The sequence below is a fragment of the Stenotrophomonas sp. NPDC077461 genome, assembly GCF_049545475.1.
Classification (GTDB): Bacteria; Pseudomonadota; Gammaproteobacteria; order Xanthomonadales; family Xanthomonadaceae; genus Stenotrophomonas; species Stenotrophomonas nematodicola.
Window position 1 is genome coordinate 56828 of record NZ_JBMWDO010000005.1, and the last position, 24623, is coordinate 81450.

At 66.7% G+C, this 24623-nt stretch carries 20 protein-coding genes and 1 tRNA gene; 10 read left to right on the forward strand and 11 right to left on the reverse strand.

Annotated elements, in window-relative coordinates:
* The first annotated feature begins 107 nt into the window (after positions 1–107).
* Positions 108–3080: a TonB-dependent receptor domain-containing protein gene (locus ACPEH8_RS10530; RefSeq protein ID WP_423666707.1), complete on the forward strand. Its 2973-nt coding sequence runs from the start codon at positions 108–110 to the stop codon at positions 3078–3080.
* 52 nt (positions 3081–3132) lie between these two features.
* The gene (locus ACPEH8_RS10535; protein WP_017355728.1) at positions 3133–4488 is read left to right on the forward strand and encodes a Gfo/Idh/MocA family protein; all 1356 of its coding nucleotides are present in this window, start codon (positions 3133–3135) and stop codon (positions 4486–4488) included.
* A 10-nt stretch (positions 4489–4498) separates the two neighbouring features.
* Here ACPEH8_RS10535 and ACPEH8_RS10540 read toward each other — a convergent pair whose 3' ends face one another.
* From ACPEH8_RS10540 to ACPEH8_RS10550, 3 genes are all read right to left on the reverse strand, one after another.
* Positions 4499–4942 (reverse strand): hypothetical protein, encoded by a 444-nt coding sequence (locus ACPEH8_RS10540; protein ID WP_136005973.1) that lies wholly within the window; start codon positions 4940–4942, stop codon positions 4499–4501.
* Positions 4943–5053: 111 nt separating this feature from the next.
* Positions 5054–5899 (reverse strand): hypothetical protein, encoded by an 846-nt coding sequence (locus ACPEH8_RS10545; RefSeq protein ID WP_423666709.1) that lies wholly within the window; start codon positions 5897–5899, stop codon positions 5054–5056.
* A 392-nt stretch (positions 5900–6291) separates the two neighbouring features.
* Positions 6292–6432, reverse strand: a complete 141-nt coding sequence (locus tag ACPEH8_RS10550; RefSeq protein ID WP_017355725.1) for a hypothetical protein — start codon at positions 6430–6432, stop codon at positions 6292–6294.
* A 964-nt stretch (positions 6433–7396) separates the two neighbouring features.
* On the opposite strand from ACPEH8_RS10550, the gene ACPEH8_RS10555 reads away from it, so the two are divergent.
* Together ACPEH8_RS10555 and ACPEH8_RS10560 are read left to right on the forward strand one after the other, a co-directional pair.
* Positions 7397–9250 (forward strand): PAAR domain-containing protein, encoded by a 1854-nt coding sequence (locus ACPEH8_RS10555; RefSeq protein ID WP_423666711.1) that lies wholly within the window; start codon positions 7397–7399, stop codon positions 9248–9250.
* Positions 9247–9930, forward strand: coding sequence for a GAD-like domain-containing protein (locus ACPEH8_RS10560; RefSeq protein ID WP_423666713.1), 684 nt, complete (start codon positions 9247–9249; stop codon positions 9928–9930). Before ACPEH8_RS10555 ends, ACPEH8_RS10560 begins: the two co-directional genes overlap by 4 nt.
* Positions 9931–10107: 177 nt before the next feature.
* On the opposite strand, the gene ACPEH8_RS10565 is transcribed toward ACPEH8_RS10560, so the two are convergent.
* Positions 10108–10184: transfer RNA gene (locus tag ACPEH8_RS10565), tRNA-Arg, on the reverse strand.
* Between the two features lie 160 nt (positions 10185–10344).
* Between ACPEH8_RS10565 and ubiA the strand changes: the two genes are divergently transcribed.
* Together ubiA and ACPEH8_RS10575 are read left to right on the forward strand one after the other, a co-directional pair.
* A complete protein-coding gene (gene ubiA, locus ACPEH8_RS10570; RefSeq protein WP_017355723.1) occupies positions 10345–11238 on the forward strand; it encodes a 4-hydroxybenzoate octaprenyltransferase in 894 nt (297 codons plus the stop codon).
* 120 nt (positions 11239–11358) lie between these two features.
* A complete protein-coding gene (locus ACPEH8_RS10575) occupies positions 11359–12750 on the forward strand; it encodes a short-chain fatty acid transporter (RefSeq protein WP_166473732.1) in 1392 nt (463 codons plus the stop codon).
* Positions 12751–12768: 18 nt separating this feature from the next.
* Here ACPEH8_RS10575 and ACPEH8_RS10580 read toward each other — a convergent pair whose 3' ends face one another.
* The 3 genes from ACPEH8_RS10580 to ACPEH8_RS10590 form a co-directional block, all read right to left on the reverse strand.
* A complete protein-coding gene (locus tag ACPEH8_RS10580) occupies positions 12769–15639 on the reverse strand; it encodes a type I restriction endonuclease (RefSeq protein ID WP_423666715.1) in 2871 nt (956 codons plus the stop codon).
* A gap of 179 nt (positions 15640–15818) precedes the next feature.
* Positions 15819–17333 carry an HsdM family class I SAM-dependent methyltransferase gene (locus ACPEH8_RS10585; RefSeq protein WP_423666717.1) on the reverse strand — a complete coding sequence of 505 codons (1515 nt, stop codon included), beginning with the start codon at positions 17331–17333 and terminating at the stop codon, positions 15819–15821.
* Positions 17330–17929 (reverse strand): restriction endonuclease subunit S, encoded by a 600-nt coding sequence (locus ACPEH8_RS10590; RefSeq protein WP_136004659.1) that lies wholly within the window; start codon positions 17927–17929, stop codon positions 17330–17332. The genes ACPEH8_RS10585 and ACPEH8_RS10590 overlap by 4 nt, the downstream gene beginning before the upstream one ends.
* 451 nt (positions 17930–18380) lie before the next feature.
* On the opposite strand from ACPEH8_RS10590, the gene ACPEH8_RS10595 reads away from it, so the two are divergent.
* Complete coding sequence (locus ACPEH8_RS10595; protein ID WP_017355718.1) at positions 18381–18512, forward strand: hypothetical protein; 132 nt, start codon at positions 18381–18383, stop codon at positions 18510–18512.
* Positions 18513–18559: 47 nt separating this feature from the next.
* On the opposite strand, the gene ACPEH8_RS10600 is transcribed toward ACPEH8_RS10595, so the two are convergent.
* Complete coding sequence (locus tag ACPEH8_RS10600) at positions 18560–19249, reverse strand: VOC family protein (RefSeq protein WP_423666719.1); 690 nt, start codon at positions 19247–19249, stop codon at positions 18560–18562.
* Between the two features lie 209 nt (positions 19250–19458).
* Here ACPEH8_RS10600 and ACPEH8_RS10605 point away from each other — a divergent pair, with 209 nt between their 5' ends.
* Entirely contained in the window at positions 19459–20646 is a 1188-nt protein-coding gene (locus ACPEH8_RS10605) for a hypothetical protein (protein ID WP_017355716.1), read from the forward strand.
* A 15-nt stretch (positions 20647–20661) separates the two neighbouring features.
* Positions 20662–20865, forward strand: a complete 204-nt coding sequence (locus tag ACPEH8_RS10610) for a CD225/dispanin family protein (protein ID WP_313159964.1) — start codon at positions 20662–20664, stop codon at positions 20863–20865.
* Positions 20866–21147: 282 nt separating this feature from the next.
* Here the strand turns inward: ACPEH8_RS10610 and ACPEH8_RS10615 are convergent, their stop codons facing one another.
* Both ACPEH8_RS10615 and ubiK read right to left on the reverse strand, forming a co-directional pair.
* A complete protein-coding gene (locus ACPEH8_RS10615; protein WP_423666721.1) occupies positions 21148–22653 on the reverse strand; it encodes a YifB family Mg chelatase-like AAA ATPase in 1506 nt (501 codons plus the stop codon).
* A 100-nt stretch (positions 22654–22753) separates the two neighbouring features.
* Complete coding sequence (ubiK, locus tag ACPEH8_RS10620; RefSeq protein WP_136004651.1) at positions 22754–23014, reverse strand: ubiquinone biosynthesis accessory factor UbiK; 261 nt, start codon at positions 23012–23014, stop codon at positions 22754–22756.
* 126 nt (positions 23015–23140) lie between these two features.
* On the opposite strand from ubiK, the gene ACPEH8_RS10625 reads away from it, so the two are divergent.
* On the forward strand, positions 23141–23479 hold the full coding sequence (locus ACPEH8_RS10625) for a P-II family nitrogen regulator (RefSeq protein WP_017355128.1): 339 nt from the start codon (positions 23141–23143) through the stop codon (positions 23477–23479).
* A 54-nt stretch (positions 23480–23533) separates the two neighbouring features.
* Here ACPEH8_RS10625 and ACPEH8_RS10630 read toward each other — a convergent pair whose 3' ends face one another.
* Positions 23534–24184 (reverse strand): RIO1 family regulatory kinase/ATPase, encoded by a 651-nt coding sequence (locus ACPEH8_RS10630; RefSeq protein ID WP_166473533.1) that lies wholly within the window; start codon positions 24182–24184, stop codon positions 23534–23536.
* Between the last annotated feature and the right edge of the window lie 439 nt (positions 24185–24623).

Sequence of the window (24623 nt, forward strand, 5' to 3'; positions counted from 1 at the left end):
TCTCCGTTTCCCGTCTGCGGCCCTCCGGCCGCGGCACGGGGGACGTTTGCCTGACATCCACCCATCCACCGCCAGCCCCACGCTGCGGATCGAACAAGGAGACACAGATGTTGACCGAACGCCATCGCCATCGCTGCATCCCCGCCACGCCCTTGTCCATCGCACTGGGCCTGGCCCTGGCCGCCGCCGGCAGCGCCGCTGCGCAGGATGCCACGCCCGATCCCACGGCCACCGAGCTGTCGCGGATCGAAGTCACCGGCTCCAACATCCGCCGCAGCGATGTGGAAACCGCCTCGCCCGTGCAGGTGATCAGCAAACAGGACATCGAGAACATGGGCGCGCGCACCCTGTTGCAGGTGCTCGACAACCTGCCGGCCGCGCGGCCGGGCCAGCAGGATTCGCGCTCGCTGTTCACCGGCTCCGACGGTGCCTCGCAGGCCAACCTGCGTGGCCTGGGGGCACAGGGCACGCTGGTACTGCTGAACGGCCGACGCCTGTCGTACTACGGCGCACCGGCGGGTTTCCAGACCCAGTTCGTCAACATCGATGCGATCCCGGCGGCGGCGATCGAACGCATGGAAGTGCTCACCGACGGCGCCTCGGCCGTGTACGGTACCGACGCGGTGGCCGGCGTGATCAACGTGATCACCAAGCGCAACTATCAGGGGGCGGAAGTCAGCCTCACCACCGATACCTCTTCGCGCATCGATTCCTATGGCGAACACCAGGGCAGCATCACCGCCGGTTTCGGCGACCTGGACGAGGACCGCTACAACGTCTACGCCTCGGTCAACCTGTACCGGCGTGACGCGATTCCGCTGAGTGACTTCTACAACAAGCGGCCGCCGCAGTATTACGTCAACAACCCGAACTACATTCCCAACCTGCGACTGGGCACCGGCAGCAAGCCGGGCGAGTTCAATCCGGGCAGCTACTTCGCCTTCGACCCGGTCACCGGCCGGCGCGTGCAGGAAGCCGCACCGGGCTGCAACAACGTGCTCACCACCGAAGCGGCCGGCCCGCGGTGCATCTGGGAAACCTGGATGAACAACGAGATCGACGCCGGTGCCAAGTCCGAACGCAACACCGCCTACGTCAACGCGCACTTCCTGATCGGCGACAGCACCGAAGCCTTCGCCGAAGCGACCTACACCGACATCGACCTGACCGCCAACGGCGGCACGCCGCGCGCCTATGGCACCACCACCGGCAACCCCACCAGCTGGTTCTCCCGCAACACCGGCACCACGGTCAACCAGTTCCTGTACCCGTACCTGGGGCCCAACAACGAGTACAACCATGCCAGCCCCGAGCTGAAGGCATTGATGGGCGGCGTGGTGGGCCTGCAGTACCTGCTGCAGGACGTGGGCGCCAACCACTTTGGCCAGCGCAATACCGACCAGAGCTACCGCGTGGTCACGGGCCTGCGCGGCGCCGCCGGCGACTGGAACTGGGAAACCGCTTTCGCCACCGCCGGTTCCCATTCGGTGACCTACCAGACCACCAACGTCAACCTGGCCGGGTTCCAGAAGGCCTTCGGCCCTTACACCATCGATCCGGGTACCGGCCGGGTGATCATCTCCGACCATCCCGCCTACAAATTCGGTGAGATCAGCGACGCCAACGCCGCACTGATCCGCGAGGCCTTCCCCACCTTCGACATCGAGTCCTGGACCCGCCTGCACACGCTGGACGGCAAGATCGAAGGCCCGCTGTTCACCCTGCCGGCCGGTGAAGTGCGCGCGGCCTTCGGCTTCAACGCCACCCGCGAAACGTTCTACACGCCGGGCAACCCCGACGCGGCCAATGGCCTGATCACCCAGCAGGGCGGCTCGTGGTTCGACGGCAGGCGCAACACGTACGCGCTGTTCGCCGAAACCGTGGCGCCGCTGACCGACAAGCTGGAACTGGAAGCCGCGCTGCGCGTGGACAAGTACCCCGACTTCAGCGCCAACCTCGCCCCGAAGCTCGGCCTGACCTACCAGATGTTCGACCAGCTGATGCTGCGCGGCACGTATTCCGAAGGCTTCCGCGCGCCGAGCCTGGCCGAAGCGGGTACCGGCGGCGTGTTCGCGCAGATCGGCGGCTACCGCGACGAACTGCGCTGCAACGAAACCAACGCGATCGCCAACCTGCTGCGCCGGTCCGCGCGCCCCGGCGATGTGGACCTGGGCAATTCACTGCTCAACAGCGACTGCAGCCGCAACGTCGCCCGCATGACCCAGCCCAACCAGGACCTCAAACCGGAAAAGGCCAAGATCGCCACCGCCGGCGTCGTGTTCGAACCGACCCAGTGGCTGTCGGTGTCGGCCGACTACTGGTTCATCTACCGCCGCAACGAGATCGCCGCACCGGACTACAGCAAGGCTGAAGACATCCAGTCGATGACGCGCTCGCCAATCACCGAGGCCGACCTGGCCAACCAGGCGGCGCTGGCGGCCATGTGCGCCGACCCGGCCAGCGGCGTGGCATGCCCGGCCACCCTGCCGGGCTACAGTGCAGGCAACGTGCTCAGCGTGGTCGGCCAGTACAAGAACCGCGGCCGCACCCTGATCGACGGCTTCGACATCGACGCGCGCACCCGCTTCACGCTGGGTGACTGGGGCGCCCTGAACGTCGGTGTTGCCGCCACCATCCAGCGTCGCAAGGAGACCTACACCGACGACGAGCTCGGCTGGTACTACGGCAACACCATCGGCTACTACGGCAACCCGCGCCTGCGCGCGACGTTGAACGCCGACTGGAACTACCAGGCCTTCACCACCAGCTTCTTCATCAACTATGTCGGCGGCACCAAGTGGGCGTGGGACCGTATCGATGCCGAGGACAACAATCCCGAGACCTGCACCGGTGGCTACCTGGCACTCAATCCGGCCCAGTGCGACGGCGTGCCGTCGTGGTGGACCGCCAACCTGAGCGTGGCCTGGCGTCCCGACGCGCACTGGAACATCGGCTTCACGGTCAAGAACCTGTTCGATCGCATTCCGTTCTACGATCCGAACAGCTTCCTGGGCGACTCCAGCGATTACGCCACCATCTACGGCCGTGGCTACAGTCTCACCGTCGGCTACAAGTTCTGACGTTTCCACCGCGCCGGTGCCTGCCGGCGCGGTCTTTCGAGGAGGGTTTTTCATGCAACGTAGGGAATTCATTCTGGCCAGTGCCGCCGTGGCGGCCACCAGCCTGCTGCCGCAGACGCCGGCATGGGCGCGCGGTCGCAAGGTACGCCTGGGGGTGATCGGCACCGGCATGCGCGGTCAGGTCCTGCTGAAGGAACTGGTGCGCCGCGACGACGTGGAGGTGGTCGCGCTGTGCGACATCGAACCGATCATGCTCGGCCGTGCCGTGGAGATGGTGGCGAAGGCAGGCAAGCCTGCGCCGAAAACCTACGGCCAGAACGGCGACGTGAACGCCTGGAAGCGTCTGCTGGAACAGCGTGGCCTGGACGGTGTGATCATCGCGACCCCGTGGGAGTACCACGCGCCGATGGCCATCGCCGCGATGCAGGCCAAGGTCGCGGTCGGCTGCGAAGTGGTCGCCGGCATCACCCTGCAGGACCACTGGGACGTGCTCAAGACCCAGCTCGACACCGGCACGCCGTACATGCTGCTGGAGAACGTGTGTTACCGCCGCGATGTGATGGCGGTGCTGCAGATGGTGCGCGCCGGCCTGTTCGGCGAACTGGTGCACCTGCAGGGTGGCTACCAGCACGACCTGCGCGGGGTGAAGTTCAACTCCGGCGATCCGTCCCAGCCTTACGACAGCGGTGTGGAGTTCGGCGCCAAGGGCTGGTCCGAGGCGCGCTGGCGTACCGAGCATTCCGTGCAGCGCAACGGTGAGCTCTACCCCAGCCACGGCATTGGCCCGTGCGCGATGTACACCGGCATCAACCGTGGCAACCGCTTCACCCACATCAATGCGTTCGCCAGCAAGGCACGCGGGCTGCACGAATACACCGTGGCCAAGAGTGGCGGCACCACCCATCCCAGCACCAAGGTGGCGTTCAAGCTGGGCGACATCGTCACCACCACGCTGGCCTGCGAGAACGGCGAGACCATCCTGCTGCAGCACGACACCTCACTGCCGCGTCCCTACTCGATGGGCTTCCGCGTGCAGGGCACCAAGGGCCTGTGGATGGACGTCAACCAGTCCATCCACATCGAAGGCCGCAGCCCGCCACACAAGTGGGAGCCGATCCAGGCCTACCAGGACCAGTACGAACACCCGCTGTGGAAGCAGCACGCCGCTACTGCCGCCAGCGCCGGCCACGGCGGCATGGACTGGTTTGTGATCCACGCCTTCGTCGAGGCGCTCAAAGCCAAGGCGCCGATGCCGATCGACATCTACGATGCCATCACCTGGAGCGCGATCACCCCGCTGTCCGAGCAGTCCATCGCCAACAGCTTCCAGACACTGGAGTTCCCGGACTTCACCGCCGGCCTGTGGAAGCAGCGCAAGCCGATCTTCGCCTTCGACGGCACCTACTGAGCCCGCGCCGTCACCGCGACGGCCACCACCAGAACCACAGCGCTGCCGCGCCGGTGCCCATTGCATGGTCGCCCCGGCCGGCGGCGATGTCGTTCACGCCCTGCCTGAGCAGGGCCAGGGCACCGGCGTTCAGACGCAGATGAGCCCGGTCGCCCTCGTGCTGCCACCCCCAGCCGTCCACAGTGGCGTCGTGTCCGATCCGGACCGAGACGGGTGCTTCCCACGCGGCACGGCGGTTGTTGGGGACGGCGAGCAGCGGTGGGGACGGCGGGGTTACCCGCACCGTGCGCGCCGCGCCGGTGCCATCGGCCAGCAACGCATCGATCAGCCCCTGCAACGACGCGCATCCGGCCGCATCACAACTGAGGTGCCAGCCGGGGAAGTTGCGCTGATGACCGGTGTAGCGCCACAACGCGGTCGTGCCGTGCTGCTGCCAGGCGTGTGAGGTTCTCATTGGCGCATTCTGCCCCAGCGACCGGCCCACCGTGTCCGCGCGGACGCTCCCACTGGAGCGGGGTTGGAAACGAGCGTCCGTTGCTTTGTTCGGGCTGATTCGGAAAAACGCCTACCTGCAGCATGATCCATATATCACCGCTCCTTTCCTTAGGGCGAGTGAAAGCTGCTGTGAACTCATCTCCTTTTCAAGGCCTTTGATCTGCTGGACCGGTACCAACGATGGATCGGACAGTCGCACGGCCTCGAAATAGGCCCTGCTTGCAACAAGGTCCTCGTTCACCAGAACGCCGGCCTGATAAGCATTGCCAAGTTGCAACAGCGCGTCCGCACTCCCTTGCGAAGCCAGGCCTTCCAGGTAGCCTGTGGCCTTTCGCTTGTACTCCAGCGTGGCGTCTGGGTCGCGAAGCATCGCCGCTTCTCCGCCCAAGGCGGATGCAGGATCCATCGAATAAAAAAGCTGCGCTCCGATATTTCCCTGCTCAGCGGCCAGGCTCAGCCATTCTGTAGATGTGATTCCGTCGGCGGCCGAAAGCGCTTCGCATTGCTCAGCCGCGTCGTTGTCGCGAATCGGCAAGCCCTTTGCAGCGCGCATGTTGAGGGTGTTGCATTCGAACAACTTGAGGAAGATTGCGTAGGATGCCGCGCCGTCACTGGCCAGGGCCTGAGTTTTCAGCTGGGCAAGTACTTCGTTCACCGGCCCATTGGGGGCGGATCCGAAATCCCGGACTGCAAAGGCGCGCCCCGACAGGGGTTGAATCGTCACGTTCCTGTTGGCAGGCGAGGCGCGGGCGGAAGCGTTGCGGACTGCGGAGTCGCTCTCCGGCTCTGCGGCCAGCAACGTCTGCGCCGGCGCATCGGTGTGTTGCGGACGTTCCTGTTTGCATCCAGAGGCAAGCCACAACGTCGCCGCCAAAGGAAAAATCAGTATCCCTAATCTGTTCACGATCTTATTCAATTCAAAGAGCGCGCTTCCTGTCTCTCATGCACGTGGGACCCTGTCAATCAGCCTCCTGGATCTGCGTCACTCTGCAGGTGGTGGTGGAAGTCACCTCATCGGCTTCCAGCAACAGCTTTCAATCCGGCATGGCCACGGTCGGCTTCGATCTGTCTTCTCGACAGCTACACATCCAGCGGGTCCGATGGGACGAGCCAAGAAAGGCCGACATCCCGGACTGAAGGCAGGACCCGGTCATTCAAAAGACGGTGTAGACGTTCAGATGGTGCGCCCGGAGGAAGTTACATAATCCTCGAAATCCATTGGCATTAAAGGGACTGAAGGTCAGCGGCTACCCGTATTACCGCCATAGTTGCCACCACGGTACAGGCGCTAGGTAGGTTGAGTCAGCATCAGCGCGGCCTTGGTGACGTGGAGAACTGCTCGACCAAGACGGCGAGGAAGCGGCACAGGACGCTGAGTCCCCATACAAGCGTGACGCCTACCGTCGCAAGCAGCAGGAGCGCGATGAGCGCGAAGATCAGGTGTTCCATAGGGGGCAATCTACCAGCGCCTGACGGCATACGGGGCATGCGCCCGCGTCTGCAGCTGGCGACGAGCATGGCGACCGTCCTGGGGCGATTCAGCCGGGCGAAATGGCATCAAGAACATTGCGCCGTACCCCAGTTGCCTGCGAAGGATCTGCACCCGGCGCGCGCACTCGCTTCCCCGCCACGCCTGCGTTCTTCATGGAGTCTTCTGTGCACCATCTGCAAACACCGCAGTGCCGACGCAGCAACGCTATCGATGACACTGCAGGGGCATTCACCTACTTGGGAATCCCTGTGCCCAAGGCGTCACCGAGGATGCCAACCAAGTGCCAGGCGGACAGCTGAAAGCGGTGATCGGGAAGGAGCCGACGTCCCCCCACGATTCTGCGTCCATCGAAAATACTCTCGGCCGCCCATCCCCTGACCTTCGATGAATTCAGGCATGCTTTGGGTCAGCAGGGATGCAGCGGTGAAGGCCTGTTGGGCGGCGGCATCGAAGAACCCCACCAAGTAACCGCGTACCTTGGGGCTCGCCAAGTGCCCGGGGAAATCTTCAATACTCCGGCAAATGATCAACTCCAGAAGGAGCAGTTGTGCGGTCGCCTCGGCAACGTGGGATGGCCCTAGGCTTCTTGGGCCCGAATGTATTCTTGCGCTTGAACCATCCAAACATGAGGTGCCTACTACAACGGCGACCAGCCCAGCATGGGCGAGCATATGCCTTGTATCACATCGCAGGAGCCCTGATTTCACGCAGCTCCGCTTCTGGCTGCTGCCAAACGGCGTGGTGCCGCGATTACTCCATTTTTGCTGTTTGAGTGCCTTCGTGAATCCCGTGCTGTTTGGTAGGAAAATTCCGAATGGTCTATATCCTTGACCAGGATCACGCGCATCTTGTGTTGGTCGTCAGGAAATACCCCGAAACCATTGCTAGCCTGTCCTGCATGACCAAAGCTAAGGATCTGGCGTGGCGCGGATTGCAATTGTCGTAGGCGACAGCACCAGCAGCGGGGGCACCGTCCTCACCGGCTCGCCCTTCACCGATATCAATGGAATGGCGGTCGCCCGCGTCGGTGACAAGGCTTTCTGCCCCAAGCACAAGGGGGCTTTCCCGATTATCACGGGCGATCCGACCTTCATTGTCGATGGCAACCCCTTGGCCCGGCACGGCGACTACCTTGCCTGCGGTTGCCAGGTGCTGGCGGTCAAGCAAAGCACCGTATCGGTGGAATCCGGCGGCAGTGGCGCGCCCCGTGGTGCAGTTGCCGCAGCTGCCAGCGCGGCACCACCGCCAGGGTTTGTGCCCCAAGGCACTACCCCGCAGAAATCTGCCGCCGCGCCTCCACTCAAGCAGGACATCAGCCTGTACTACCACTATGGCGACCTCGACCGCACCCCCGTGCGGGGCGTGGGCTACCAGGTGATGCTGCCGGACGACAGCGTGGTGACCGGTCGCCTGGATGATGAGGGCCGCGCACTCATTCCCCAGGTGACGGTCGGTCCCGCGCAGATGGTGCAGGTGCTGTTCCAGCCCGATGTGAGCGACGACGACGATGCTCCCATCCTGGCGGCCCGCGAGCGACTCAAGGTTGCATTGGATGCCATTGTCGCCCAGACCCGCACCGACATGGCCTCGGAGTGGCGGCAATGGGACGACGCCGGTACGGCCAAACGCTGGGGGCTGCAGCGTGGCAACCAGGCGCTGGGCACCGGACAGGGCGCGTGGGACTACGTGGCGGGAACAGTGGAGACGGCGGTGGATCTGGCCGTGCTCATGTACAAGACCGACCGCGAGATCAAGGAATGGACCCAGCTGCTGCTCACCGGCGACCGCGATGGACTGGACCGCAAGATCGCCGCGATGCGCGCTGCCGGCGGCAAGGTGATGGCGGTGGCCAGCGAGGCCAAGGAGCTGTTCAACCTGCTCATCGAAGACCCCGCCATCACCCTGCTGATACCCGCCTTTGGCAAGGCGTGGTGGGAGGTCGTGCCGCCAGATGAACAGGAGCGCATACAGGCGCGTTTCAGCTCGCAGATCATGACCGATGTAGTGGTCTCCATCCTGCTGGCGGCAGTGACGGTGGAGCTGGGAGGCGCAGGTGGATTTGGTTATGCTGCGGCCAAGGCAGGCAACACCGCCGCCCGCATCGGCAAGCGGCTTCTGCACCTGATGGAAGACGTGGAAGAAGCATTCAAGGGCTTGGCCAAGGCTCTGCGCACCCGCAAGCGCCGACAGGGGGATGGGAACCGCACACCGGATAGCAAGAGAACGGTGGAAACCCAGCGGCTGCCCAAGCGCATGCCGCGCAAGGATCTACCGTGCTTCAGTCCGCAGAAGCTGCCAGCGTCCAAGTATCCGGAAATGGATCGGCAGTTGAAGGGGCAGGAGCAGGGGCTCAATGATATGAGCGTTGAGGAGTACCTTGAAGCCCGTGAGGCATTTGATCCGAAGAGTCGGAACCCCAAAGTTGCCAAGCAGGCAAGATCGGACTACAGGGACAAGATACACAGGGAAAAGGTCAACGAATTGAGGGCTTCGGGTAGTTCGCCCAAAGAAGCGGAGCGACTGGCTGAAGAGCATGCTGATGCAACGATGAAGACAATGAATGCTCTTCACAATCCAGATCTTGTTGCTGGGGGGAAGGACAGGATTGCTGATTTTGGGGATGGCGAGGTGAACCAGACCATCGGTCGTCAATGGAAGCATGAAAAGAAGGGCCAGACGACGCGGATCCAAGACCTTGATGAGGCAGCAAGCAAGGTGCCGGTGAGTGAGCGGCGAACAGCGAAAATGAACGGCGGACTGGAGCGGTGCAAATGATCAAGATGGTCGATGAAGATTTCGAGTACTTCTACTTGGACAAGGACTTTGGACCGGCGGTTGACGCTCGGCCAGTGTCGAATTCCAAGCTGGACCATTACAGAGGAAAGTTGCCGGAGAAGCTGCTTGAGTATTGGCAGGCGTACGGCTTCGCCGGCTATGGCAATGGCTTGCTCTGGCTGACGGATCCTGACGATTATTCCGAGGTGCTCAACGCCTGGCTCTACGAAACCGAGTTCTACGGCAAGGACCACTTTTACGTGATTGGTCGAAGCGCCTTTGGAAAGCTCGAGGTATGGGGAGCGAAAACAGGCCCATGCATCACCATAAACTGTGCCTGGGGAATGATCTATCCCGCCGACCAATCCCGATGGATGAATCAAGGCAAAGGGGACTTCCTGATTTCAACATGGCTGTCCGGGATGCAGGCCCACGGCCTGGATCAGACTGACGAGAAGGATGCACCTCTCTTTGATCGAGCAGAGAAGCTGCTGGGCCCGCTGGCCCACGACGAAATGTATGGCTTCGTCCCCGCACTTGCGATGGGCGGGCCGTGCCGCCTCGATCATTTGAAGAAGGTCAAGGCCGTCGAACACCTGATGTTCCTGGCCCAGCTTGGAGAGCCTCAGATCATGCTGGACATCGTGAAGGAAACGAAGGACCGTGGGCTTTGGAAGTAACGGCTCTCTCGTTACTGTTGCCCGGCGTGGTGGAGGCTGCCCATCGGCTGCCAAGCAGCCGCCGTTGAGCGGCGGCGGTTAGCTACATCAGGATTGGACGCAAACAGACACAAAAAAGCCGAAATCCGTGATGTGAAAGGAAAGTTCGGCCTTCATGGGATGGTGTAGACGTTCAGATGGTGCGCCCGGAGGGATTCGAACCCCCGACCAATGGCTTCGGAAGCCACTACTCTATCCGGCTGAGCTACGAGCGCGTTGTCTGCTGCTTCCCGCCGGGCAGCCCGTTGCGGGCGACCGGACCGTCGAGACGGCGCGGGAGTCGCATTCTAGCGGTAAACGCGGCGCAGGTCTCCCCCCTCTGCGATTGTGCCGTCCGGCAGCGCTCCGGGCGGGCCCAGGCGGTATCCTTTACCGATGGCTTACGAACGTTTTGAAACGCCCGGGCAGGCGGCACCGCCGCGCTGGCGGCACTACTGGAAACTGATGCGCGCCGATCGCCCGATCGGCACCCTGCTGCTGCTGTGGCCCACCTGGTGGGCGCTGTGGCTGGCCGCTGGTGGCCTGCCGCCGCTGTGGACCCTGTTCGTGTTCACTGCCGGCGTCTGGCTGACGCGTTCGGCCGGCTGCGTCATCAACGACTACGCCGACCGGTGGCTGGACCCGCACGTCAAACGCACCAAGGACCGTCCCCTGGCCAGTGGCGCCGTGTCCGGGCGCGCGGCGCTGGTGCTGTTCGCCGTACTGATGCTGGTGGCCTTCGCGCTGGTGCTGACCCTGAACGCGCTGACCATCGGGCTGAGTTTCATCGGCGTCTTTCTGGCCGCCAGCTACCCCTATCTGAAGCGTTACACCCACCTGCCGCAGGTCTATCTGGGCATGGCCTTCGGTTGGGGCATTCCGATGGCCTTCGCCGCCGTGCAGGGCGAAATTCCGGTGATCGGCTGGCTGCTGTATGGCGCCAACATCCTGTGGTCCACCGCGTACGACACCTGGTATGCGATGGTCGACCGCGACGACGACCTGAAGATGGGGTCGCATTCCACCGCGATCCTGTTCGGCGATCTCGATCTGGTCATCCAGGGCATCCTGTACGCGCTGTTCCTGGGCGCGATGGCGCTGGTCGGCGTACGTGCCGGGCTGGGGGTGGCCTACTGGGCGGGCGTGGCAGTGGCGGCCGGGCTGATCGCGTACGAATTCTGGATCGCCCGCAAGCGCGAGCGGGAGCCTTGCTTCAAGGCCTTCCTGCACAACAACTGGGTCGGCGCGGCCCTGTTTGCCGGTATCGCTGCGGCGTTGGCGCTGGGCTGAAGCCCCACCGGCCTAAGACCAATAGGCGACTGACAGCATCGCCGGCAGCGCCCAGAATCGGTGCCATTGAGACCTGGGAGGGTAACGATGGGTACCTCGACGACAGTGCAGGATGGGTGGATGGCGCGCGCGGCGCTGCGGTCGGCCGCATGGGCCGAGAAGTGGTTCCCCGATGCCTATGTGTTCGCCGTGCTCGGCGTGGTCATCGTGGCCGCCGCCGCGATCGGTTTCGGCGCCACCCCGCAGGCCACCGCCCGCGCTTTCGGCGACGGCTTCTGGAGCCTCATCCCGTTCACCATGCAGATGGCCTTCGTGGTGATCGGCGGCTATGCGCTGGCGACCGCGCCGGTGGTGGCGCGCTTCATCGACCTGCTGGCCCGGGTGCCGCGCACCGGTCGGGGGGCGGTGGTGTATGTCGGCTTGATCAGCATGCTGGCCTCGCTGCTCAGCTGGGGCTTCTCGCTGGTGTTTGGCGGTCTGCTGGTGCGCGCGCTGGCGCGCCGCGGCGACCTGACGATGGACTACCGCGCCGCCGGTGCCTCGGCCTACCTCGGACTCGGCGCGGTGTGGGCGATGGGGCTGAGCTCGTCCGCCGCGCAGCTGCAGGCCAACCCGGCCTCGATGCCGCCGGGGCTGGTGGAGATCACCGGCGTGCTGCCGTTCACCGACACCATCTTCCTGTGGCAGTCGATCGTGCTGACCGCCGCGCTGATCCTGGTCTCCCTGCTGATCGCGTGGCTGACCGCCCCCGGTGCGGCGACGGCCCGCACCGCAAAGGAATTCGAGGGCGCCGCCCAGGCCGAGGCGGTGCCGATGCAACCGCGCACGCGTCCGGGCGAATGGCTGGAGTACAGCCCGCTGCTGACGGTGCTGCTGTCGCTGCTCGCCTTCGGCTGGCTGTTCGGCGAATTCGCCAGTAAGCCGCTGGTCACCGCGATCGCCAACCTCAATACCTACAACTTCCTGTTCATTTCGCTGGGCCTGCTGCTGCACTGGCGGCCGCGCAGCTTCCTCAATGCAGTGGCAAAGGCGGTTCCGAGCACCACTGGCGTGCTCATCCAGTTTCCCCTCTACGGCGGCATCGCGATGATCCTCACCCATGCCACCGGGCATGGCGATGAAACCCTGGCGCATCGGCTTTCCAGCCTGTTCGTGCACGTGGCCACCACCGATACGTTCGCGCTGGTAATGGGCGTGTACTCGGCGGTGCTGGGCTTCTTCGTCCCCTCCGGCGGCGGCAAGTGGATCATCGAGGCGCCGTACGTGATGCAGGCCGCCAATGAGCTGAAGGCGCATCTGGGCTGGGCGGTGCAGGTCTACAACGCGGCCGAGGCGCTGCCGAACCTGATCAATCCGTTCTGGATGTTGCCGCTGCTGGGCGTGCTGGGCCTGAAGGCACGCGACATCGTCGGCTTCACCTTCATCCAGCTGCTGGTGCACATCCCGCTGGTACTGGGCCTGCTGTGGTTGCTGGGCATGACCCTGACCTACGTGCCGCCGGTCATGCCGTGAGCCAGGCCGGCAGGCCGGTCATGGCGCCGCGTCGGCCGGCAGGGTGAGGGCCACCTCGATCAGGCCTGCCAGCACGGCGTCCGCCCCGACCGGGCCGACCAGATAGGTCACGCGCGCATGCAGGCACCGGTGCAGCGCCACCCGGAACAGGTGCGGCAGGCGCGGCAACTCACGGCGGACCTTCTGCACCACGGCGTCCAGTTCTTCGGCCAGCGCCAGCAGCGGGGCGGCTTCCGGATCGGCGATGGACTCTTCCAGGGCCAGCCTCAGCACGCCATAGCAGGCACGGACCCCGCGCGCGGGTGACAGCGCTGCGGGCAGATCGGGGCGCTCGTTCTGCGCCCAGGCCGCGGCGACGGCCAACAGCTCACCATAGGCCGAAGGACCCGACAGCGCCGTCGCCAACGCCGCATCCCACTGACGGCGCGCGAAGGGATCGCCGGCCAGTGCGACGTCGCCCTCGCGGAGCAGCCGCTGATACAGGGTGGCCACGGCGTCGCGCTCCGCCTCGGGCGGCGTGGCCGCCTGCTCCAGCTCGCGCAGGGTGGCGTAGTCCATCAAGGGTTCGCGGATTTCCGGTACGTGGTGGCGCGCCCAATGCCGGATGCGGATGTCCGCTGGTGTGTAGCCGGCATCGTCGGCAGCCGCGGCGTTGACGGCGTCGCGCAGCACCGAGCAGAAGTGCAGGTCGCGTGCGTAGGGCTGCGCACCGGTATCGTCGACGCCATCGGCATCGCCACGCGGACGAGGGGCAGACGTGCTCTGCGCGGCCTGCAGCGATTCGCCGAACCGGGTCACGCGTTCGTGGAACAGACGCCGTGACCGCGCGACGGCCGGGACGGGTGGCGCACCGGCAGGTGACGGCGCCAGACGGCGGCGCGCGGCATGGAAGTCGCGGCCGTTGTCGCCTGCCACTGGCGCGCACATGCGGGCGTGCAGCCGGGGCAGGCCGGCGCTGGCGGTGTTGGTGGACTGCAGGGGCCATACCCCCAGGGACGTGGCTGCCGCGACCAGCGGTTCGGCGTCCTTCGGCACGCCTTGATAGTCGATCACCACCGCGTGGTGCTTGTCCGCATGCGGCGCATTGATGGTGGAGATCGCAGCGGCGAGCGCCTGCGCCGACAGCATCGCATCCACATACAGCAGCGCCTGTCTGGCCCGCGCCGGCACGGTGGGCATGTGCGCGGCCACCAGCTCCACCCCGGCCTCTCCCACGGAACGGGGGCGGGTGTCGGGCACGATGCCGCGCACGTGCACGGCGCGCCGCAGCGCGGCCTGGTACGCCGACCGCTGTTCATCGCGCACGATCACGCGCGCCAGCAGATCGCGCTCGGCCCAGCGGGTCTGTTCGGCATGGTGCCGGGCAATGTCGTTGGCAATGCCAACGACGCGTGCGGTGCCTGCCGCAGCGCTGTCGCCCGCTGTTTCCGGCCACGCATCGGCGCGCGACGCATGGAACACCGGCACGGTTACCCCGTCATCCACTGCGTCGGCAGCGCTGTAGACGTACAGCAGCTGGTCCGAGGTGTCGCCGCCCACGGATGCCGCCACGGGCAGAGACGCCAGTGTCACCCAGGCCGAACGCGGCAGTGCGGCGCGCAACCGCGCGCGCTCTGCCGCTGTTGCCGACCAGAAACCGGAGTCCATCCACAGCACGATCGCGTGGCCGCCATCGTCGGCGGGCAGTTCGCGCTGCACCCGCAGCACCTGATGCAGGCTGGCACTGAACGGACCGGATTCATCGCCCAGCAGGAACCGCGCCAGGGTGGCCGAGCCCACCCGAGGTGGCACCGGCCAGGCGGCGCTTCGGTGCCGGTCGATGCGCACCGCAGGGCCGGTGGCCACATGCAGTACCCGGCACCCACGCAACTGTGGGTCCTGCCGCAGTGCGTCCAGCAGCCAGTGCGCGGTCAAGCGCAGGCCGCTGCCGCTGGACAGACAGACCTGGCCACCGTTGCGGCGCCCGCCCGCATCGTGGGTGCGCAGCTGTGAGAGGACCGCCTGCACGGCGCCGAACTGGCCGGCGTGGGCGATATGCCGCTGCCCGTCAGGCCCGATGTGCGTGAAGCACCGCAACAGCGCCAGCAGCCGGGCTGGGGCCATCAGCCCGCGCAGCAGCCCCGCATGGGCGCCTCGCAGCACCGGATCACCGATGCCGTGCAGGCCATCGCGCGCGAGCGCCGCCTGCACGCTCGGGCGCACCACCAACCGCCCGGTACGCAATGGCCGCGCGGGGCGTTCCTGCCAGCGCCGCCAACCGGTTGCCGGCGTTCCCGCGGCGGCATAACGGCCGCCACGCCGATCCAGTGCAAGCAGCACCTGCGCGACGTCGTACAGCGCCCGGGTGGTGGCCCCCCGCTGGACGCCCAGGTGGCGTGCGATGGCGTCGTCATCGCGCGCCCATCGCCCCACGGCATCGCGCCCACTGCAGGCCATCAGCGCCACCGGCACGCCATTGATGTAGGCCACCAGGTCCAGTGACCGGGGGGCACCTGACGGTGACGAGCCGAGCGGCACGTTGGCACGGACATCGAAGCAGTTGGCGGTGACATCCTCCCAGTTCACGAGGGGCACGGCGACGTTGATGCGCTCACCATCTGCAAGCGTGTCCTCCACGGTGAGGCCATGCAGGAGCCTCGGCATGTCGCCCGTGGCGGCGACCAGCACCGCCGCCACGACCTGCTCGATGGCGGCCTCCGACAACGGCCGGTCACCCGCGCCGTGGATGAAGCGGAACACCTGCAGGTAGCGGCGCAGCCGGTGCGTCAGCACGCTGCCGTCCTGCCGATGCCGGCGATCGTGCGGCAGATAGCGCCAGCCAAGGTGCAGCATCCAGCCCAATGCGGAGCGCTGCACCAGCGTGTCGAGGGAGTGGGAAGAAGGCGGCATTGACGCAGTGTGGACGACGCTGCGCCATGCCTGTTGTGTGCATCATTCCGATTCCTGCCGTCGCATCGCGCCGGTTCGAACTGGTTCCAGATTGATCTTCGCATCTTGATTGCATGCATCAATCCATACCCCCTCACCGCCGGCACGCGCCCCTTTGCCACTGCGCCCACGCAACGGTGTCACGGCCGGTCAGGTGCAAGCCCACGCAGGTCCGCGTCGATGTGCTGGCCGATCTGCGACAGGGTGCGGCACAGTGCCCTGCGCTCGTCGCGCAGGGCAGCCGTGTCGGCCGGTGCGGTGTCCTGGGCGTCGGCGAGGTAGCGGGCGATGCTCAGCGAGCCCTCGTGCCGGACCAGTTCGTCGGGCGTTGCACGGTGGGAGAATCCCGGCAGCGATACCCGCTGCTGGCAGGTGCTGATGACCCGTGCCACAAGGTCGGCCGGCAGCTTCGGGCCACGCCGGCCGCGGCACGCGGCCCCACGTGCGTCGATGAACAGGACATCGGTGTCGTCGCGCGTTCGGCGCAGCACCAGCAGCGCCGTGGCCACCGGCTGCCCGGCGAACAGGCGGTCGGGAAGACCGATCACCGTCTCCAGCAGGTGGGCGTCGAGCAGGCGCTGGCGGATGGCGGCTTCTTCGCCACTGCGGAACAGCACGCCATGCGGGACGACGATCGCCATGCGTCCCTGCTGCGGGTCCAGCGCGTGCAGCATGTGCTGGATCCAGGCCAGGTGGCCGCGCTGACGTGGCGGAAGGCCGAAGGCGAATCGTCCGTGCGGGTCGCGCGCCGCGATCGTCGGGTTCCAAGAAAGGTCGAAGGCCGGCCGCGACAGGCAGACCTGGACACGTTGCGGACCACCGTCGCCGGCCAGCGGTTGCTCCAGCGGCTCGCCGCGGATGAGGCCGTGAGTGTCTTCTCCGTGCAGCATCAGCCGCATGCGGGCGCGGGCCCACTGGACCTGGTCGCGCTCCCGCCCGTACACCACGTGCCGACAGGCGCCGTGGTGCGTGCGCGCCCACTGTGCGCAGGCCAGCAGCAGTGCGCCGCTGCGGCTGCCGGGATCGCAGATCGTGTCGTCCTCGCCAGGGTCCAGCAATGCGGCCATCAGGTGCGCCAGCGGGTCGGGTACGTGCCCGTCGGACGTCTCGGCAGGCGAACCGGCGGTACGGTCCAGAAGGCGATCCACCGCTGCGCCGATATCGCGGCGATGGCCACCGCGCAGGCATCGGAAGTCCAGCGCCGGCACCGCCATGCGACCCAGCAGGTGTGACAGGGCCGCCTCCTGGTGATCCTGACCGGGCGGCAGCGCGGCCTCCAGCCGCAGTGGGGTAAGGACGCCGGCCAGCGCAGCTGGATTGGCGGTTGCCAGGTCCTGCAGGGCAGCAAACAGCCGCTGGCGGTTACCGGCCACGAACCGTTGCCGATGCAGGCGTTCGAAGCGCGCGTTCGCGGGCACGCCGAGCTGCTGGGCACCGGGCGCCAGTGGGCTCCAGTCGAGCGGTGACAGCGCACTGGCGACCGCAGTGCTCGCCAGTGCCTGGTTGTCGCTGGCGATCTTGAGCATCAGCAGGGCCAGCACCAGGTGAACCGTGGCCTGCCTGTCCCGGGCGTCGGCAAGCGTGTCGCAGGCCGAGGTCAGGGCGGCAAACGTGGCATGGGGACCTGCACCACGGGCAGCGGGGATCGCGTTCACGCGATCACGCCGGTCAGCACGTCCGCGGCGACGGCGGCGAACTGTTGCTGACGGTTGCGGATCAGGGCTTCCAGACACGCCTGTTCATCGCGTACACGGCGCGCCAGGGCAATGATCCGTTGTTGCTGGGGCAAGGGCGGCACCTGCACCGGCAACTGGTCCAGCACGCTGCGGCGGATGCTCCGCTGCCGCGACCCTGCCGACTGCCGGCGCAGATACTGTTGAGCCGGCGGCTGGTTGAGCTGCCAGGCCAGGAACGCCGGCAGCACCTGCTGCGGTTGCTCGACCCGGAGCACGTACAGATGGGGGCTGCACAGCGTGGCAGGAGGAGGATCACGCAGCAGCATGGCCAGCGGATGATTGCCTCGACCGGCAATCAGGATGTCCTGATCGCGCACCCAGTCCGGTGTCTTGCGGGCGCGCACTACGGTGCGCAGAAGCGGAACGCCGGGACGCAGTGCATCCACGGTGAGGTCCTTCAACTGGATCACCTGCACGTCGCCCTCCGCAATGGCACGGATGGCGCCGCGGAAGGGATGTCCCTGGCGGATGGTGGCGAGAGTGCCGAGCGGGTGGGGAGCGGTGACGGCGTGCATGTCGTGCACCATCGCGTGGCGCGTTCGATAGCGTCAACACGTGAAAGTGCAGCCTTTCGAATGGTGCAGAGTTGTAGCCACTCGAGCCTTGGAAGTGCGATGAAGCTCGCAGGAACGGGGCGTGATTTTCAACAGTTTCATCTCTTGATCTGTGCTTCACCCAATGCGGCATCAATTGAAATGACGCGACTGCGCAACGGTTGGTCCCTCACGCCGGTGCGGATCGGAGACCGCGGCCCTGTTCAGCACGTGTGCGGTCGCCGGGCATGACGACATGGCAAGGGGTGATCAGCCGTGGACACGCCTTGTGGCGCAAGGGTTCTTCGCGTTTCGTGGCGCGCAGGCAGGCGAATTGACGCCGTTGTATGAAAACGGCCACGCACCGTTAACCTCCCTCTGCACAGCATGGTCCCGACCGCGGCATTCCGCCTGCGGCACCCGGAGACCGGACATGGCACAGCAGCGCAATCAGACCCCGCAGCAGGACCAGGAACGCGGGCGCAATCAACAGCAGCAGCAACAGCAGGAACAGCAGCAGCGCAATCAGAACCAACAGCAGGGTGGGCAGGACGAAGAAGAGTGATGGCCTCCGGCCATGCTCGCCTGCGAAGCCCCGCATGACGCGGGGCTTCATGTTTCAGCGCGCCGACACTCGCTGCGGAGCTGCCAGCCGAGCGCCTCGTCACCCAGCGTCGCGCCGGGTGTGATCCCGCCCAGATGCACCTGGATGCCATCCGCATTGGGCAGCGCGCGCTGTTCAGGGAACCAGCGGCGCGTGGCATCGACAATGATCAACAGGCCTTCGTCATCGCCCATCGGCGCGAAGTGCGGTGTAGGCGTAGAGAACGGTGCAAGACCGAACGTGGCCTCCACCTGGGCCTGCATGGCCTCCACGCTCAGCGCCGGCAGGCCGACCTCGCTGATGCAGGTCATTTCGCTGCCGTGGAAGATGCCGGTCCGCGCCGATGCGGGCAGGCGGCGGCGCGCGATCAGTTCCAGAATCAGCCCGTCCGGGCCGGTGAAATAGATCGACTCGGCATCCCAGCTGCCACCGAAGTCGAAGTGCTCGCGCCCCTCGGCGTCGCGCTGCCGCTGCGCGCGCGCGTCCAGCCAGGCGGTGGCCGCGACGAAGCGGTTGTGCGGCACGGTGAAGGCCAGATGCACGCCGCCCACCGGGCGATCCCCGGCGGGTTCGAGCTGGAGCGTGCTCCAGCCGATGCGGACCTGGTCCGCGTCGGTGTCCAGCTCCAGTACGGTGCTGAAGTAGCGGGCGACGGAGCCGGGGTCGGATACCGGCAGCAGGAGATGTTGGATGCGCATGCGGACAGGGTGCGACCGCGTTGCGCGCCTGTCCAGCGCAGGCGGCTACCGGCGGTCAAGACATTGCAACAGGCTGCACCGTGACGCCTGCCCTGTGCTGCCACGCTGTGCCTGCCGTGCCTGCGTTGCGCAGTGCGGTGCAGGCGCGCGGTCTCCCCACCCCTTGAGGATGCCGCGCGACCTGCCTTGTCCACGGAGGAGGGAGCAGGATGGGCATCATCGATGGCAGGCCGCTGGGCCTGGCGGCGGAGGACGCCGCGCAGGCGCGGCTGGAATCGGACGTGATCTTCGGCTGCGTGTTTCTCGGCTTCCTGCATGACGCGCTGCGACAGGGCGTGGTGCTGTGCTGGGATGTGGACCCGGCCGATCCGCCCGCGCAGGTGGAGCAGGGCATCCAGGCACTGCAGGCGGTGCTGGAGCGGCTGGTGGCACTGACCGGCATCCACACCGATACGGTGCGCGTCGGCCAGAGCCCGCGCTACGAGCCGGCCCGCCGCCAGATCGCGATCGCGGCCGTCTCGCGCCCGCACGGCGACGATGCAGCGCGGCAGGCCCGGCGCCAGATCCAGTGGACGCCCGAGGTGGAACAGCGCATCACCGAGCTGCTGGACAACGATCCGCTGATGGAACAGAACCTCGACGCCGAGTTCGGGGCGTATTACGGCATCGTCGATCATCCCGACAACACCAACCCCTTGGTGATCAGCTCGGTACGCCGGTTGATTCCGTATGCGGATGAAGGCGGTCGCTGGAACCGTCGCGTGCCCGGGCATGGCCTGATCCACTACGACGACCCGGCATGGACGCTGGAACAGGCCAGGCAACTGCCCAAGCAGGCCGGCTCGACCGAAACCGCGGCGCGCATCGCCACGTGGGACGGCAGCGGACACGTCTGCGGCTACTGCCACGGCATGGTCTGGGCGGTGGCCCAGGTGCGGTGCAACTTCCCCGATGGGCGTCCGTTCGAACTGGGGCTGGGCAGGAACACGCACAAGCTGGCGTCGTGCTTCGGCTGCAGCACGTTCCTGCACGCCAATGGCCTGGCTCCCAGTTCGATGCATCTGGGACGGTCGGATTCGTGGGTGCCGCTGCCCGAAGGGGAAGACGGCGTGGCCGTGTTCAACCTCGGGCTGGGCAACGAGGCGCGGCACCCCGGCATCGTTGCCGGGTTGAACGCGGCATGGGCGACGCACGTGGCCGGGTGGCTGGTGGCCGGTACGCGCATCGCCGCGCAGGACACCGCGCGGGTGCCTGCCGAGGTGCGTGCCGTGGCGCGCACGCTGCAGCGCGAGGCCATCGCGCGCGGGCGCGATACCCGTGCCGTGGCGAACCTGTTCCTGGATGCGCTGACGGTGCACCAGAAGGATCTGCATCGGCTGATGCGGTTTGTGGGATAGCGGGCCGTCCTCGGCATCATTGTGATCTTCTTCCCGCCCGGTATCGTGGCAACCATCCATGCATGCCGCGTGTCTTCGCAGTTTCTGGCGGGCAACGTCGAGCGGGCCAATGCATCGTCGCGCAAGGCATTGCGCTGGCCGGTCGCCTCGCTGCTCACGATGCCGGCACTGCTGGTGGCGCTGGTTGCGTACGCGCTGCCGACGCGCGCATTCGCCTGAGCGCGCCGCATCACACACGCGCCCTGGCGGTCCGGCGGCCGGCATGGGGCAGGCCATCGGTGAGCGCCACCTGGATTCGCGCCCCCCCCTGTCTCACGTTCACGAGGAGAATGGCGTTATTCTCGGTCGCAGGACACAGGGGAATTCATCGGATGAAGAACAGACAACAGTACGTTGTGGTGGGCGTGGCAGCTCTCGCGTGGTGTCTGGTCGTCGGCGGCTACTGGGTGGGCAAGCGCCTGGCATTGGCCGAGAACTGTGACTCCGGCGCCAACGCGGTGGTCACGTGCCCGTCCCCTGCCGATCAAGCTGCCGGTAGCCGATAGCCTCGGCCAGGTGCGCGCGGCCGATGGCGGCGCTGCCCTCCAGATCGGCGAGAGTGCGCGCCACGCGCAGGATGCGATGCATTGAGCGTGCCGAGAGCTGCAGGCGCTCGACGGCGTCTTCGAGCAGATCCTGCTCCCTGCTGTCCAGCCGGCAGTGGATGGCGAGCAACGCCGGTGGCAGTTGTGCGTTGGGCATGTTGCCGCGCGCGAGCTGCACGGCGCGTGCGGCGATCACGCGCGCACGCACGCTGGCGCTGTATTCGCCGGCCGGCGCGTCGTCGCGCATCGCGCGGGGTTCCAGTCGTGGCACATCCACGTGCAGGTCGATGCGGTCCAGCAGCGGGCCGGAAACGCGGCCGCGATAGCGGGCGATGGCATCGGCGCTGCAGCGACAGCGGCCACTGCGGTCCCCGGCCCAGCCGCAGGGGCAGGGATTCATCGCGGCGATCAGCTGGAAACGGGCAGGAAACGTCTCGCTGCGTGCGGCCCGGGTGACCACCACGTGCCCGGATTCCAGCGGCTCGCGCAGCACTTCCAGCGCATGGCGGCTCCACTCGGGCAGTTCGTCGAGGAAAAGAACGCCGTTGTGCGCGAGCGAGATTTCGCCGGGGCGCGGATGCGAGCCACCGCCCGCCAGTGACACCGCGCTCGCAGTATGGTGAGGCGCGCGGAACGGACGCTCGCGCCAGCGTGACGGATCGATGCCGTGGGCGCTGCACGAGGCCACGGTGGCGGTTTCCAGCGCATCGGCGTCGCTTGGCGGGGGCAGGATGCCGGGCAGCCGTGAGGCCAGCAGGGTCTTGCCGCAGCCGGGCGTGCCGAGCAGCAGCAGGTGGTGGGCGCCGGCGGCGGCCACCTCGAGCGCGCGGCGTGCCTGGTGCTGCCCACGGACGTCGCGCAGGTCGGCGCTGGCCGGCGCGGGCGCGGGTTCGGCGGTGGCGGCGGGCAGCGACCGGCCATCGAGGCCCGCGCAGACCTCCAGCAGGGTGCGCGCGACGCGCACATCGGCATGTGCCGCGAGGGCGGCTTCGGCGGCGTTGGCCGGCGCGACCACCAGGGCGCGCTGCTCGGCAGCGGCGGCGAGCGCGGCGGGCAGCACCCCGTCGACGCCGCGCAGTTCGCCGGTCAGGGCGAGTTCGCCGAGGAACTCATGGCCGTCGAGCGCGCGTGGATCGATCTGCCCGCTGGCGGCGAGGATGCCCAGCGCGATGGCGAGATCGAAACGTCCACCTTCCTTGGGCAGGTCGGCCGGTGCCAGGTTGATGGTGATGCGCCGCTGCGGGAACTCGAACTGGGCGCAGAGCAGCGCGGCGCGCACGCGGTCGCGCGATTCACGTACGGCAGCGGCCGGCAGCCCGACGATCTGGGTGTGCGGCAGCCCACCGGTAAGCATCACTTCGATGCGCACCGCAGGCGCATTGACACCCGCCCGCGCGCGGCTGTGCACCAGGGCCAGGCTCATCGGTGTGCGTTCGAGTCATCGGTCATACCGGCCACAATGGCCGTGCGTGCCGGTGTGTTCCATCAGCGCTTGCCGCACCCGGGGGTAGGCAAGCGCGGGCTCAGGCGGCCGGCGGTGGCCGATCGCGTGCCTCGAGCTCGGCCACGACCTTCTCCAGCGCCTCCAGCTTCTCCCGTGTTTTCAGCAGCACGGCGCGCTGGACGTCGAATTCCTCGCGGGTGACCAGGTCAAGCTTGCCCAGCCCGGCCTGCAGGGCGGTCTTGAACGTGGCCTGCAGTTCCTCGCGGGACTGGCGCAGGCCCGGCGGGACCATGTCGCTCAGGCGGCGGGCCAGGTCATCCAGATGGTTGAGGTCGATCATGCTGTGCTCCGCGGGGTATACGCTAAGGATAATCCGCCGCGACCGCGCCGGCACCGGTACGGGTGCATCGCGTTCACCGGCGGACAGGCGTTATCCTCGCTCGCCGGAAATACAGGAGCCCAGCAGATGAAGATGGTCATGGCGGTGGTCAAGCCGTTCAAGCTCGACGACGTGCGCGAAGCGCTGGCCGAGCGTGGCGTCACCGGGATCACAGTGACCGAAGTCAAAGGCTTCGGGCGGCAGAAGGGCCATACCGAGCTGTACCGCGGCGCGGAATACGTGGTCGACTTCCTGCCGAAGGTGAAGATCGAGGTGGCGGTCACTGACGGCCAGGTCGACGAGGTGGTCGAGGCCATCGTCAAGGCGGCCGGCACCGGCAAGATCGGCGACGGCAAGGTGTTCGTGTACGACCTCGGCAGCGTGGTGCGCATCCGCACCGGCGAGCTCGACGCCGACGCGCTGTAATGCCGGGCCCTGCCCGGCAGCTCATAACGCCAGACGCTGCCCGGCAACCGGCCCTCAGGCCGACTTGAACCAGCGATAGAAGCGCTTCCAGCCCACACGCAGGCTGGCCACCCAGCGCGGGTCGGCCACCAGCGCGGCCTGTGAGGGCGTGGGCTTCAGCCCGGTCAGGCGCTGGCGCATTTTCAGCAGGTTCTTCATGTCGCTGCGGCGCAACTGGCGCGAGACCGGGTGCACCGGCAGCCAGCGCGGGCTGCGCCATGCCGAGGTGAAGTCGACCAGGACCGGCACGCCACCGCTGACCATCACATTGGTGCCGTGCAGGTCGTTGTGCGTGATGCCGGCCGCATGCAGGCGGCTGAGGGCGTACTGGAGCTGTTCGAACACCTCGACCCCCACTGACTGGGCGGCGCTGAGCGTCTGGCCGGGAATGAACTCCATGCCCAGGGCCAGGCCACCGATGGTGCCGAGCAGGGCCGGGGCGTGTTTCCAGCCGCTCAGGCGTTGCAGGATGCGCGCTTCGCGGCGTACCAGCAGGCGCGCCAGCAGCGACAGCGGGGTGCCGCGGTAACGGGTGTAGTCCTTGACCACCGCCGGCTGGCCGTTGAGGCAGGTGCGGTAGACGTCGGGTTCGAGAAGGCGTTCGCCGCGCTTGAGCAGCTCGGCGGGGGTGGTGTCATCGACACACGGGGAGACGAAATTGTTCATGGGGGTCTGGGCGACCCGGCGGTCGGCGCGATGCGTCAGGCGTACCGGTGCTGCTGTCTAAGGCGGGAACTAAAGATTTCGTTAATTTTAGTACTGGCGAGTACACCAATCCAGCGTTTGTCGGAGAAATGTCGTAGGCGGGCGTAGAACAGTTCGTCACGCAGACGCGGACAAAAATGTCTCAATTGGAAATAAATCGTTTGTGGATCAGCCGGTTGCAGCCTCCGCCCGCAGGGGGCATCGGGCGCGCGCCGGCCCGGCGGCGGATGCGGATCGGTGTCGGCAGCGCTGCACATCGGCCAAGTCCAGGGCGCTGTCGGCCCCCGGCACGCTGAACCGGAGGCGAGGCCCGCTTGACCCCGACGCAGGTGCTGCCGACCATACGCTGTTGATTGCGACATCGGCGGCCGCCCCTCTACGGCACGTCCCCGCCCCCTGC